Origin of the sequence: Frondihabitans sp. PhB188, assembly GCF_003752365.1 — a bacterium.
In the GTDB taxonomy this organism is placed as follows: domain Bacteria; phylum Actinomycetota; class Actinomycetes; order Actinomycetales; family Microbacteriaceae; genus Frondihabitans.
On the sequence record NZ_RJUO01000001.1, the window covers coordinates 790,800 to 803,677 of the forward strand.

The following is a 12,878-nucleotide window of genomic DNA, read 5'->3' on the forward strand; positions in this document are numbered from 1 at the left end:
ACCCGCGCAGTACCCTCGACGCATGGATCGCACCGCGCGCCTCCGGGTGCTCCTCATCGAGGACGACCCGGCCCTCGGCCCGCTCATCGAGGAGGTGCTGGCCGAGGTCTACGACGTCGTGCGGCACGCAGACGGCCGTGCCGGGCTGATCGCCGGGCTCGACGGCGACTTCGACGCGATGGTCGTCGACCGCCGGCTGCCGTCGATCGAGGGCGCCGACATCGTCACGGCGCTGCGCCGCAGCCGTGTCACGACGCCCGTGCTGATGCTGACCGCCCTCGGCACCGTCGCCGACAGGGTCGACGGTCTCGACGCCGGCGCCGACGACTACCTGGTGAAGCCGTTCGAGTTCGACGAGCTGCTCGCGCGGCTGCGGGCGCTGACCCGGACGTTCGCGTCGTCCGGGCCCCGGCTGCCGGTCGGCGAGTGGGAGTTCCTGCCCGACGATCGCCTGCTCTCGTCGCCGTACGGCGACCGTGTCGTGCTGTCGGAGCGCGAGTCCGGGCTGCTGCGGGTTCTCGCGGCCGCACCCGATACGACGTTCTCGCGCGAGCACCTGCTGCGGGTCGTGTTCCCGTCCGGCGAGATGCCCGGCACCGTCGACACCTACGTGCACTACCTGCGCCGAAAGACCGAGCGCGACGTCGTGCTCACCGTACGCGGCCGCGGCTACCGCCTGGGCGCACTGTGACCGCGCAGGATCAATCCACCGGACGGGCGGCCTATTCGATCGGCTGGCAGATCATGCTGGCCAGCGCCGTCATCGTGATCGGGATCATCCTGGTCGCCATCGTCTCCCTCACGCACCAGGCGCGGCCCAGCGAGCAGCTCGAGCAGTCGTCGTCGGCGACGCCCCACGTCTACGTCGATCTCACCGACACGGTGCAGGGCATCGCGCTGATCGGCGCCGGCGCCATCGTCTTCGCCGGACTCGTCAGCCTCGTCATCGCCCGGCGCGCCGTCAAGCCGCTCGGCGAGGCTCTGCGCCTGCAGCGGCAGTTCGTCGCCGACGCCGGGCACGAGCTCCGCACGCCGCTGGCCGTCCTCGACGCGCGGCTCCAGGTCGTGGAGCGGCGGCTCGGCGCAGGGACTCCGGTCAGCCACGAAGCGCTGGCCGAGCTGAGGGCCGACTCCCGCTCGCTCATCGAGATCGTCGACGACCTGCTCTTGGCGGCCGGCGGCGAGGGCACGCCTCGATCCGGCCCGCCGATCGACGCCGCAGCAGTGGCCGCCGAGGCCGTGGACTCCCTCCGGATCCTGGCGACCGAGCGCGATGTGACCCTCTCGCTGCACGCGTCGACGCCCCGGGCGCAGGAACTCCTGGCGGTCAGAATCCCGCCCACCAGCTTCCGCCGCTCCGTGGTCGCCCTCGTCGACAACGCCGTCGCGCACTCCCCCGCGGGCGGCACGGTCCGCGTCGCCCTCGCCCCCCGCGGAAAGCGTGTCGAGCTCACCGTCTCAGACGACGGGCCGGGCATCGTCGGCATCGACCCGTCGCGCGTGTTCGAGCGGTTCGCACACTCGGGGCCGGTGGCTGCGGCGGCGGCGGATGGGCACGGGGTGGCGGCGCCGGGTGGCGCTGGCTCGGCTGCGCTGGGTGCTGGGGCGGCGGCGCCGGGCTCTGCAGCGGCGGCGCCGGTGCGCGCGAGCTTCGGCCTCGGGCTCGCCCTGGTGCGCGACATCGCTACCCGGTACGGCGGCTCCGTCGAGGTGGTCGACACCTCGAGCGCAGGGACGACGTTCCGGCTGCTGCTGCCGGCTGCGCCCACCTCCCCGGCGGGGCGCGAGACCGTCGAGTGACGCTCGCCACCACCGCGATCGCGGTCGCCGTGCTGACTGCGGTCACCGCCGCCGTCGTCTTCGGGCTCCGGCTCGAGAAGCCGTGGCTGCAGCCGTGGGCGATTCTGCGGGCGGTCGTTCAGCTCGGAGTCCTCAGCCTGATCCTGCACGGGATCATCGATGATGTTCGGCTCGTCGCCGCGTTCCTGACGGTGATGGTGATCGCGGCGGCCTGGACGGTGCAGAGCCGCCTTCGCCTTCTCCGGCGGCACGCCTGGTTCGTGCTGGCGAGCGTGGCCGTCGCGGCGGCGGTTCCCGTGACGCTCGTCTTCGCCGTCGGAGCCGTCGATGCCACGCCCCGCTACCTCCTGGCCGTGGGCGGGATCATCGTCGGCGGAGTCATGGGCGTGCTGACGCTGATGGGCCGCCTGCTCGCATCGGGCCTCCTGGCGGCGCGCGACGAGGTGGAGGGCTGGCTCGCCCTCGGTGCCACCCCGCGCCAGGCGGCAGCGCACGTGACCCGGACGGCCGCGTCGTCGGCCATCATCCCGGCGACGGACCAGACCCGCACCACCGGGCTGGTGACGCTCCCCGGGGCGTTCGTCGGCGCCGTGTTCGGCGGGGCGTCGCCGCTCGCCGCCGCGCAGTTCCAGGTCGTCGTGCTCGCCGCGCTCCTGGCGGCCGGCGCCCTCGCCGTCGCCCTCATGACCTGGCGGTTCGGTGCGCCCCGCCGGCTGCCCGTCGAGCCCGCGCCGCTCGCGTGACCCGTGCGGCCGACCCGCCCCGGCGGATCGGCCCCGCCCCGCCGGATCGGCCCCACCCTGCCGGATCGGCTCCGCCCCGCCACATCGGCGACGGCGCCCCTCCGAAGCGGCACGACCCCGCCGACGCGCAGGCGGGTTCGCGCCGAATCGGCGGGTGCGGCAGACCCGATCGACCCAGCCCCGCCAGAACGGCCGCACCCCGCCACATCGGCCCAGCCCCGCCACGTCGGCCGCGGCGCCCCTCCGAAGCGGCACGACCCCGCCGACGCGCAGGCGGGTTCGCGCCGAATCGGCGGGTGCGGCTGACCCGATCGACCCAGCCCCGCCAGAACGGCCGCACCCCACCACATCGGCCCAGCCCCGCCACATCGGCCACGGCGCCCCTCCGAAGCGGCACGACCCCGCCGACGCGCAGGCGGGTTCGCGCCGAATCGGCGGGTGCGGCAGAGCACCACAACCACGGAGCCCCGTTCACACACGGACTCGGGGTCAGCCCCGCCGAAACGGCCCCAGCGCCAGCCCGCGGGCCGGCACCCAGGCCGAACGCGGGGGTCCAGCCCCGACGCTGGCCGGCCGAACGCCCCTACTTTCCCGTCGGCGCAGCGGCGGTGGCGGCGGCAGCGTCAGCAGCGGCCGCGCGCTTCGCCTTGCGCCGCTCGAGCAGGCCGTGCACGACGATCGGCCCGACCGAGATGAGCACGATGACGATGGCCAGCACGTCGATGTGCTCGGTGATGAACGGGAAGCCGCTCAGCAGCGACCCGATCACCGTGAGCCCGCCGGCCCAGAGCGCGGCTCCCGTGACGTTCCACAGCAGGAACTTGCGGTACGTGTACCCGCTCGCCCCCGCCGCGAGCGGCACGTACGTCCGGACGATCGGGACGAAGCGTCCGAGGATGAGCGCGGGGCCGCCGTACCGGGCGAAGAACGCCTCGGCGCGTTCGAGGTACTCGGTCTTCAGGATGCGCGCGTCGGGCTTGAAGAGGCGTCGTCCGAAGCGGTTGCCGAGGAAGTAGCCGACCTGGTCGCCCAGGAAGGCCGCGACGAACGCGCAGATGGCGATGGTGGCGACGGCGAGGCCGAGCTTGTCGTGCAGGAGCCCCGCCGTGACGAGCAGGGAGTCGCCCGGCAGGAAGGGGAAGAGCACGCCGGATTCGATGAAGATGATGATCGAGAGGCCGACGAGTCCCCAGGGGCCGAGGTTTTCGAGCAGGGCCTGAGGGTCGAGAAGCATGCGACGAGTGTGACAGCGAACTCTCGGAAACCCCGTAGAACGTGCGCAGAGCGCAGGTATCACGGGGAGAACACGGAGCACGACAGAGACCAGTGGTGGAGATGGGGGGAATTGAACCCCCGTCCATCGCTGAAGTTGAACGCCTTCTACGGGTGTAGCCGGATGAGTCGTTCTACTCGGCCCCCACCTTTGCTACCGGCATCTAGGTGGACGAGCCCAGTCACAGTGAAAGTCCCAGACGACCCTGTGGCGCAGTCGTCCAGCAAGCCCTCTAGATGACGTCAGGCTCCGGATAGAGAGCAGTCTCCGGTCTGACGGACTTATGTGGCTCTACTGCTTACGCAGCGAGAGCGAAGTCAGTGCGCGATTTATTGGCACTTATTGTTTTCCAGAGATCGTTTACGAGATAACCCTGGATCCTCGACCCGCTTCTCGTTCGCAAACAGGCGATGTCGAAACCGATCATCCCCTCGAGTGGGTCTCTGTCGTGCTCTGTGGAGTTGTCAACCTGGTGCTGCTGCCGCTTGCGCGGTCTTCTACTGTACCGCTAGTCGCCGAGGTTGCGTCGCGCGCTCATCGCACGGTCGGCCTCGCGGCGGTCGGTGCGCTCGCGCAGGGTCTGGCGCTTGTCGTACTCGCGCTTGCCCTTCGCTACGGCGATCTCGACCTTGGCCCGGCCGTCCGAGAAGTAGATCCGCAGAGGGACGAGCGTGTATCCGCCCTCCTTGGTCTTGTGGCTGATCTTGATGATCTGCTGCTTGTGGAGAAGCAGCTTGCGCTTGCGCCGGGGTGCGTGGTTGTTCCAGGTGCCCTCGGTGTACTCGGGGATGTGCACCGCATCGAGCCAGATCTCGCCGCCGTCGACGAACGCGTACCCGTCGACGAGCGACGCGCGGCCCTGGCGGAGAGCCTTGACCTCGGTACCCCAGAGCACGATGCCCGCCTCGTAGGTGTCGTCGATGAGGTAGTCGTGGCGCGCACGACGATTCGTGGCGACGACCTTCTCGCCCTTGTCGCGGTCGGAGACCTTGCGCTTTTCCGATGTCACGGTTGCCATGGTGTCTCCTTCGTGACGAGGCCGAGGGGGTGCGTACCCGGTCGAGCACAGCCCTGCAGTCTATGCCACGTACGCCTGGCACTCCAAATGCGACGACCGGCCGGGCTAGACCTTGAGGTAGCGGCGGATCGCGACGTTCGCCGACAGGGCGGCGAGCACGGCGCCGATCACGATCAGGAGCGGCACGACGAAGTACGTCTCGGACATCCCGACGAACGGCGTCGACGCGAAGTTCTCGGCGAGGTAGCCGCGCACGAAGACCTTGACGATCAGCACGATCGCGCCGCCGGCCAGCACCGACCCGACGAGCGCGGCGATCACGCCCTCGAGGATGAACGGCGTCTGGATGAACCGGTTCGACGCACCGACGAGTCTCATGATGCCGAGCTCTCTTCGGCGGCTGAAGGCAGAGAGCCGGATGGTCGTGGCGATCAGCAGGACGGCGGCGATCAGCATGAGCACGGCGATGCCGATCGCCGTGTACGACGCGGCGTTCAACACCGAGAAGATGGGCTGCAGGTAGCCTCGCTGGTCGACCACGCTCTGGACGCCGGCCTGGTTCGACAGGCTCTCCTTCAGCACGTCGGCCTGAGACGGGTCTTTCAGGTTCACCCAGAACGTCTCGTTGAGGTACGACGGCTGCACAAACTCGGTGGCGGGGCTGTCGGCGAACTGCTTCTTGAAGCGCTCGTAGGCCTGCTGCTGCGTCTCGAAGTACGAGCGCTGGATGTAGGGCTTGAGGGTCGAGGACTGCAGCTGAGCCTCGATCTGGTCTTTCTGACCGGTAGTCGCCTTCGCGCCCGTGCAGTTGCCGGTCGTGTCGGTGTCGGTGCAGAGGTAGACCGCGACCTGGGCCCGGTCGTACCAGTAGCCCTTCATCTGGTTGATCTGCATCTGGAGCAGCACCGCGGTGCCGACGAAGGTCAGCGAGATGAAGGTGACCAGCACGACGGAGACGACCATCGAGAGGTTGCGCTTGAGGCCGGAGCCGACCTCGCTGAAGACGAGCCCGAGCCTCATTTGTCGGCTCCCCAGGTGGGCACGCTGTGCGTGGCGACGGAGTCGGGATCGAGGCGGGGCTCGGGCGGCGTGGGGATGCCGGAGGGAGTTCCTGCGCCCGGGGAGTCGGCGTCGACCCCGAGACGGTCGATGCCGACAGCCTGGATCGGGACCGCCTGCGTCTGGTACCCGCCGGAGCGCTCGTCGCGGATCACGTTGCCACCCGAGAGCTCGATGACGCGGCGCTGCATCTGGTCGACGATGCCGGCGTCGTGCGTGGCCATGAGAACGGTGGTGCCGGAGGCGTTGATCCGGTCGAGGAGAGTCATGATGCCTGCGCTGGTGCTGGGGTCGAGGTTGCCGGTGGGCTCGTCGGCGAGGAGGATCGCCGGGCGGTTGACGATGGCGCGGGCGATCGCGACGCGCTGCTGCTCGCCGCCGGAGAGCTCGTGAGGAAGCCGCTGGGCCTTGCCTGCCAGGCCGACCATCTTGAGCACGTCGGGCACGGCCTCCTGGATGTAGCCGCGGCTCTTGCCGATCACCTGGAGCGTGAAGGCGACGTTGTCGAACACCGACTTCTGCGGCAGGAGCCGGAAGTCCTGGAAGACGACGCCGAGGTTGCGGCGGAAGTACGGCACCTTGCGGCTCGACAGCGTGCCCAGCCGCTGCCCGAGCACGTGGATCTGGCCCTTCGACGGCTTCTCCTCTTTCAGCACGAGGCGGAGGAAGCTGGACTTGCCGGAACCGGAAGCACCCACGAGGAAGACGAACTCGCCCTTGAGAATCTCAAGGGAGATGCCGTTGAGCGCCGGGCGGGGGTTGCCGGCGTAGAACTTGGAGACCTCATCAAAGCGAATCATGACGGGGGCAAGACTAGGCACGACGGCCGACAATTCGAGGCAGGCGCGCCTCTAATACGAAGGCTGTGAAAACCCTATTCGTCGTCCGAGCGCTTGCGCCAGCGGATGCCCGCCGAGAGGAAGCCGTCGAGGTCGCCGTCGAAGACGTTCGACGGGTTGTTGACCTCGAACTCGCTCCGGAGGTCTTTGACCATCTGGTAGGGGGCCAGCACGTACGAGCGGATCTGGTCGCCCCAGCTCGCGGTGATGTTGCCCGCGAGCTCCTTCTTCTTGGCGTTCTCCTCTTCGCGCTTGAGGATCAGCAGTCGCGACTGGAGCACGCGCATGGCGGCCGCGCGGTTCTGGATCTGGCTCTTCTCGTTCTGCATCGAGACGACGACGCCGGTCGGGATGTGGGTGATGCGCACCGCCGAGTCGGTGGTGTTGACCGACTGGCCGCCGGGGCCCGACGAGCGGAACACGTCGACGCGGATGTCGTTCTCGGGGATCTCGATGGCCTCGGTCTCTTCCATCAGCGGGATGACCTCGACGGCCGCGAAGCTCGTCTGGCGCTTGCCCGCCGCGCCGAACGGCGACATGCGGACGAGCCGGTGCGTGCCGGCCTCGACGCTGAGCGTGCCGAAGGCGTAGGGCGCGTCGACCTCGAAGGTGGCCGACTTGATGCCCGCTTCTTCGGCGTAGCTGGTGTCCATCACGCTGACCTTGAAGCCGTGCTTCTCGGCGTACCGGAGGTACATGCGCAGGAGCATCTCGGCGAAGTCGGCGGCGTCGACGCCGCCGGCCCCGGCGCGGATGGTGATGACGGCCGGGCGCGGGTCGTACTCGCCGTCGAGGAGGGTCTGGATCTCGAGGGTGTCCATCATCGACTGGATGGCCTTCAGCTCGACCTGGGCCTCGTCGGCGCTCTCCTGGTCGTCGCCCTCGTTGGCCATCTCGACGAGCACCTCGAGGTCGTCGAGCCGCTGGCCGGTCGTCGTGATCTTGTCGAGCTCCGACTTGCGGTGGCTGAGGTCGCTGGTGACGCGCTGGGCGTTCTCGGTGTCGTTCCAGAGGTCGGGGTCGGACGCCTGCTGCTCGAGTTCGGCGATCTCGGTCTCGAGCCGCTCGACGCCGATGACGGCGGAGATGTCGGCGAAGGTGGATCGCAGGGCGGCGATCCGGTCGGAGAAGTCGAGCTCGATCATGGTGGTCCAGCCTACCGGGCGCGGCTCAGCGGACCACGCCCGCCTCGTGCAGAGCGAGCTCGGCGAGCTGCCGCTGCTCGAGCGCGTCGCCCGCGCTCCAGGCGGCCACGGGATTCGGGTTGATGCGCAGGAGCGCGTCGACGTCGCCGGAAGCCAGCGCCCGGAAGGCGAGGAGCTCCAGGCCGCCGTCGGTCTGCGCGAGCTTCCGGGTGACGCGCGCCCGGCGGACGAAGGCGAGGCGGGGTCGGAGCCACGCGAGCAGGATGATGCCGATCGGCACGAGTGCGACGACCAGCCCGGCGATCAGGCTGAGCTGCCCGACGATCTCCTGCTGGCGCTGACCCGCGTCGACCAGCGTCGAGCCGGCGTCGCTCGCCCGCTGCAGGGGTGCGCTCGCGGTCGGCCCGATCAGGGGCACTCCCCCGAGCGTGTCCGCGGCGTCGGCCAGCCGGCTGCGGAAGTCCGACCCCGCCGTCTCGATGCTGCGGCCGACCTGCGCGAGAGTGGCGACGAGACCCGCGACCACGGCGCCCAGAACGGCGAAGGCGACGATCCCTGCGAGAGCGGTCACGTCGGCGAGCGTCTGGCGGGCGCGGTGGGCGGCGTCGCCCGAGTAGATCTGCATGGGCCGATTCTGCGCCTGTGCGGCCGCGCCCGTCGAGACGCCCGGATCGGGTCCAGTCGACGGCGAGAACCCCGGATCGGGGCGAGCCACCCGAGCGGCTGCGCGCGACTAGCGCCCCAGGAGCGGCGCCCGGTCGGCGTAGCCGGCCCGGGTCGCCCGCGCGACGGCGTCGGGCAGCGCCGCGAGCAGCGCATCGACGTCGGCCTCGGTCGTGGTGTGGCCGACGGTGATCCGCAGCGCCCCGCGCGCCTCGTCGTCGCTGAGCCCCATGGCGAGCAGCACGTGCGACGCCTCGGGGATCCCCGCCTGGCAGGCCGACCCGGTCGACACCGACACCCCGGCCGCATCGAGCAGGAAGAGCAGCGAGTCGCCCTCGCACCCCGGGAACGTGAAGTGCGCGTTGCCGGGCAGCCGGTCGACGGGGTCGCCTTGGAGGACGGCCGACGGCACGGCCGCGCGGACGCCGGCGATGACGCGGTCGCGCAGGGCGTCGTAGGGCTGATGGGGCGCACGCGCGGCGACGGCGAAGGCGACGGCGGCCGGGGCATCCTGCGTTCCGCTCCTCACCTGACGCTGCTGCCCGCCGCCGTGGATCAGGGGCACGACCGTCGCCGTGCGCGACAGCACGAGCGCGCCGATGCCGATCGGCCCGCCGATCTTGTGCGCCGAGACGCTGAGAGCATCGAGGCCCGAGGCCCGGAAGTCGATGGGCACCTGCCCGTACGCGGCCACGGCGTCGGAGTGCACGGGCACGCCGTACTCGGCCGCGAGCGCGACCACCTGGTCGACGGGCTGCAGGGTGCCGACCTCGTTGTTGGCCCACAGCAGCGTCACGAGAGCGACGTCGTCGTGCTCGGCGAGGGCGCGGCGCAGGAACTCGAGGCTCACGCGACCCAGCGCATCGAGCGGAATCCACTCGATCACGGCGCCCTCGTACCGCTCGAGCCATTCGACAGTGTCGACCGTGGCGTGGTGCTCGCCGCCGGGCACGAGGATCCGGGGGCGGGGGCGGTCGGCCTGCCGCGCCCACCACAGGCCCTTGACGGCGAGGTTCACCGACTCGGTGCCACCGGACGTGAAGACGACTTCGATGGGGTCGCAGCCGAGCGAGTCGGCGACGCGCTCGCGGGCCTCTTCGAGCACGCGCTTGGCGTTCTGGCCGGCGCTGTGGATGGACGAGGGGTTGCCGACGGCATGGAGCGCGTCGGTGTACGCGTCGATGGCCGCGGGGAGCATCGGCGTGGTCGCCGCGTGGTCGAGGTAGACGGCCATGGGTGCTCCTCTCAGGGCGTGTTCGCCGGTTCTGTGCCGGTGGGCCCTCTTAAGTACTCTAAGACGCGTGTCTGACATCGAGCTCCTCCAGGGCGATCCCGCTCTCGTCGATTCCCTGCGCGATCTCGGCGTGAGGCCGGGCCCCGACGGGCCGACGCTGCGCGTCTGGTCGGGAGCCGCGTCGAGCATCGACCTGGTGATCGACGACGCGCCGTCCGAGCGGGTCGTGCCCCTGATGCGCGATGCGTCCGGCGTGTGGACCGGCTCCGACCCGCGGCTCGTTCCCGGGCGGCGCTACTGGCTGCGCGCCGACGGCGAGCCGACCGGGGTCGACGACGTCGTGACGCCGTTCGACCCGACGGTCAACCTGCTCGACCCGTACGCGCGCGGCCTCGCCCGCACGGGTCGCGGAGACTGGCGCGGAGTCGTGGTCGACGAGTCGTTCGACTGGGGCGGGGTGGGCAAGCCCCGCACGCCGCTCGATCACACCGTCGTCTACGAGGCGCACGTGCGCGGGTTCACCCGCCTGGCGCCCTTCGTTCCCGAAGACCTCCGCGGCACCTACGCGGGCCTCGCCCACGAGAACACCATCGCCTACCTGAGAGAGCTGGGCGTCACCGCCGTCGAGCTCCTCCCGGTGCACCACCACGTCGACGAGCAGCGCCTCGTCGCGCAGGGCTTCCAGAACTACTGGGGCTACAACACGCTGTCGTACTTCGCACCGCATCCGGCCTACGCGTCGCGCGACGCCCAGCTCGGCGGGCCGTCGGCGGTGCTGCGCGAGTTCAAGGGCATGGTGCGGCTGCTGCATGCCGCCGGCATCGAGGTCTGGCTCGACGTCGTCTACAACCACACCGCCGAGGAGGGCGAGGGCGGCCCGGTGACGAGCCTGCGCGGCCTCGACAATCACTACTACCGCCACGACGAGGACGCCCGTCCCATCGACGTCACCGGCTGCGGCAACACCCTCGACACGAGCCTCCCCGCGGCGGCGCGCCTGGTGCTCGACAGCCTGCGGTACTGGGCGAACGACCTGCAGATCGACGGCTTCCGGTTCGACCTGGCGGCCACGCTCGGCCGCGGCGCCGACGCCGTCTACTCGCGCAACGCCCCGCTGCTGGAGGCCATCGCCTCCGACCCGGCGCTCGAAGGCGTGAAGCTCGTCGCTGAGCCGTGGGACGTGGGGCTGGGCGGGTGGCAGACCGGCAACTTCCCGGACGGCTGGAGCGAGTGGAACGACCGCTTCCGCAATCGGGCCCGCGACTTCTGGCTGCGCGACATCGCCGACGCCCGCGTGCACGGCATCGCCTCGAACGGCCTCGGGTCGTTCGCCTCCAAGCTGTCGGGGTCGAGCAACATCTACGCGCACGACCGCGGCCCGCTCGCCGGCGTCAACTTCATCACGGCCCACGACGGCTTCACCCTGGCGGACGTCGTCGCCTACGACTCCAAGCACAACCTCCGGAACGGCGAGGGCAACCGCGACGGCACGGACGACAACAAGTCGTTCAACCACGGCGCCGAGGGCCCGACCGAGAACCCGTGGGTGCTCGACGCGCGTCGGCGGGCGTCGCGCAACCTGCTGGCGACGCTCTTCCTGTCGGCGGGCATCCCCCTGCTCACCGCGGGAGACGAGATCGGCCGCACGCAGCGCGGCAACAACAACGGGTACTGCAGCGACGACGAGATCTCGTGGGTCGACTGGCAGCTCGACGACGAGCGCGAAGCGCTGCTCGCCGACGCCAAGGCCCTGATCCGGCACCGCCGCGAGAACCCCGCGCTGCGGCCGGTGCGGTTCGGCGAGACCGGCAAGGTCACGCTCTCGGCCACCGACATGAGCTGGTACGGCCCCGACGGCCGGGAGGTGCTCCCGGAGGCGTGGAACGACCCCGGCTGCCGCACCCTGCAGTACCTCGCGGCCTCCACCCCCGAGGTCGAGGAGTTCAACCGCGTGCTCGTGGTCGTCCACGGCTCGGAGAGCCCGATCACGGTCACGCTGCCGTCGCACGAGGGCGTCGCCTCGTACGAGGTGCTCTGGACCAGCGGCGATGCCTTCGACCCCCAGCCCCGGAAGCCGGGCGACGCTCACGAGATCGTGGGGCCGACGGTGACGCTCTGGCGGGTGTCCTGACTCGTGAGGGGCCACCTCGGATGAGCTCGGCACCAGGAACTCCCGCCACCGTCGCCCTCGACGCCGCCGGGGTCCCCTTCACCCCGCACACCTACGCCCACGCCGACACGGCCTCCAGCTTCGGCGAAGAGGCCGCGGCACTGCTCGGCCTCGACGAGGGCCAGGTGTTCAAGACGCTGGTCGTCCAGGCCGACGACGCCCTGGTCGTCGCGGTCGTTCCGGTCTCGGGCACGCTCGACCTCAAGAAGCTCGCGGCGGCAGTCGGCGCGAAGAAGGCGGCCATGGCCGATCCCGCTCTGGCGTCGAGGCGGACGGGCTACGTCGTCGGCGGCATCAGCCCGGTCGGGCAGAAGGCCCGGCTGCGCACGGTGATCGACGAGACCGCCGAGCTGTACGACACGGTGTTCGTGTCGGGCGGGCGCCGGGGCTTCGACATCGAGCTCGCGCCCGCCGACCTTGCGCGCGTGACCGGGGCGGCGTTCGCCCCGGTGGCGCGCGGCTGAGTTCCTGCGCCCCCTGCGCTTGCGGCTTCGGAGTTCGGGGTACATCCCGTCGCGGCGATGTCGGCGGCTCGGCGTACCGTTTCGGCCATGAGCGACCAGACAGCACCCTCTTCCGCGAACAACCAGCCGACGAACGACGACGATGTCGAGCCCATGGCCACCGCCGGGCTCGGTGACGACCCTCTGGGCGACCAGGCGGCCGACCAGGGAGACACTCTCGGCGGCACCCGGCCCGACCCGTCCAATCCCGCATCGAAAGACCCGGAGGAGTGGGTGACCGGCGACGAGCCCATGACACCCGCTCAGCGCAGCTACCTCGACACGCTCGCTCGCCAGGCCGGCGAGGAGCTGTCGGCCGACCTGACGAAGGCCGAGGCGAGCGAGCACATCGACCGGCTCCAGCAGGAGACCGGACGCGGCGCGTAGCCGAACCTGCCGCCAGACGACGAGTGCCGCCCCGGCGGGTAGTC

The 12,878-nt window shown here is 70.7% G+C and carries 13 protein-coding genes and 1 other RNA gene; 6 read left to right on the plus strand and 8 right to left on the minus strand.

Features of this window, described 5'->3' with window-relative positions:
- Positions 1-22 precede the first annotated feature (22 nt).
- From EDF46_RS03710 to EDF46_RS03720, 3 genes are read left to right on the plus strand one after another with little or no spacing between them, the layout of a single operon-like run.
- Positions 23-691, plus strand: a complete 669-nt coding sequence (locus EDF46_RS03710; protein ID WP_123504902.1) for a response regulator transcription factor — start codon at positions 23-25, stop codon at positions 689-691.
- Positions 688-1,800 carry a sensor histidine kinase KdpD gene (locus EDF46_RS03715; protein WP_123504903.1) on the plus strand — a complete coding sequence of 371 codons (1,113 nt, stop codon included), beginning with the start codon at positions 688-690 and terminating at the stop codon, positions 1,798-1,800. Before EDF46_RS03710 ends, EDF46_RS03715 begins: the two co-directional genes overlap by 4 nt.
- Positions 1,797-2,543, plus strand: a complete 747-nt coding sequence (locus EDF46_RS03720) for an ABC transporter permease (RefSeq protein ID WP_123504904.1) — start codon at positions 1,797-1,799, stop codon at positions 2,541-2,543. Before EDF46_RS03715 ends, EDF46_RS03720 begins: the two co-directional genes overlap by 4 nt.
- Before the next feature lie 583 nt (positions 2,544-3,126).
- On the opposite strand, the gene EDF46_RS03725 is transcribed toward EDF46_RS03720, so the two are convergent.
- From EDF46_RS03725 to EDF46_RS03760, 8 genes are all read right to left on the minus strand, one after another.
- Entirely contained in the window at positions 3,127-3,777 is a 651-nt protein-coding gene (locus EDF46_RS03725; RefSeq protein WP_123504905.1) for a DedA family protein, read from the minus strand.
- Positions 3,778-3,870: 93 nt separating this feature from the next.
- Positions 3,871-4,247: a transfer-messenger RNA gene (gene ssrA / locus EDF46_RS03730) on the minus strand.
- Between the two features lie 77 nt (positions 4,248-4,324).
- Complete coding sequence (smpB, locus tag EDF46_RS03735; RefSeq protein ID WP_123504906.1) at positions 4,325-4,834, minus strand: SsrA-binding protein SmpB; 510 nt, start codon at positions 4,832-4,834, stop codon at positions 4,325-4,327.
- Between the two features lie 105 nt (positions 4,835-4,939).
- The gene (gene ftsX, locus EDF46_RS03740) at positions 4,940-5,854 is read right to left on the minus strand and encodes a permease-like cell division protein FtsX (RefSeq protein WP_123504907.1); all 915 of its coding nucleotides are present in this window, start codon (positions 5,852-5,854) and stop codon (positions 4,940-4,942) included.
- Positions 5,851-6,693 carry a cell division ATP-binding protein FtsE gene (ftsE, locus tag EDF46_RS03745; RefSeq protein ID WP_123504908.1) on the minus strand — a complete coding sequence of 281 codons (843 nt, stop codon included), beginning with the start codon at positions 6,691-6,693 and terminating at the stop codon, positions 5,851-5,853. Before ftsE ends, ftsX begins: the two co-directional genes overlap by 4 nt.
- Before the next feature lie 74 nt (positions 6,694-6,767).
- Entirely contained in the window at positions 6,768-7,877 is a 1,110-nt protein-coding gene (gene prfB / locus EDF46_RS03750) for a peptide chain release factor 2 (RefSeq protein WP_123504909.1), read from the minus strand.
- 25 nt (positions 7,878-7,902) lie between these two features.
- Positions 7,903-8,502: a hypothetical protein gene (locus tag EDF46_RS03755; RefSeq protein ID WP_123504910.1), complete on the minus strand. Its 600-nt coding sequence runs from the start codon at positions 8,500-8,502 to the stop codon at positions 7,903-7,905.
- A gap of 108 nt (positions 8,503-8,610) precedes the next feature.
- The gene (locus EDF46_RS03760) at positions 8,611-9,774 is read right to left on the minus strand and encodes a cysteine desulfurase family protein (protein ID WP_123504911.1); all 1,164 of its coding nucleotides are present in this window, start codon (positions 9,772-9,774) and stop codon (positions 8,611-8,613) included.
- 67 nt (positions 9,775-9,841) lie between these two features.
- Here EDF46_RS03760 and glgX point away from each other — a divergent pair, with 67 nt between their 5' ends.
- The 3 genes from glgX to EDF46_RS03775 all read left to right on the plus strand — a co-directional run bounded on the left by glgX (position 9,842) and on the right by EDF46_RS03775 (position 12,834).
- The gene (gene glgX, locus EDF46_RS03765) at positions 9,842-11,905 is read left to right on the plus strand and encodes a glycogen debranching protein GlgX (RefSeq protein WP_233579797.1); all 2,064 of its coding nucleotides are present in this window, start codon (positions 9,842-9,844) and stop codon (positions 11,903-11,905) included.
- A gap of 20 nt (positions 11,906-11,925) precedes the next feature.
- The gene (gene ybaK, locus EDF46_RS03770; RefSeq protein ID WP_123504913.1) at positions 11,926-12,408 is read left to right on the plus strand and encodes a Cys-tRNA(Pro) deacylase; all 483 of its coding nucleotides are present in this window, start codon (positions 11,926-11,928) and stop codon (positions 12,406-12,408) included.
- Between the two features lie 153 nt (positions 12,409-12,561).
- Positions 12,562-12,834, plus strand: a complete 273-nt coding sequence (locus tag EDF46_RS03775; RefSeq protein ID WP_123505184.1) for a DUF3072 domain-containing protein — start codon at positions 12,562-12,564, stop codon at positions 12,832-12,834.
- Positions 12,835-12,878: the final 44 nt, after the last annotated feature.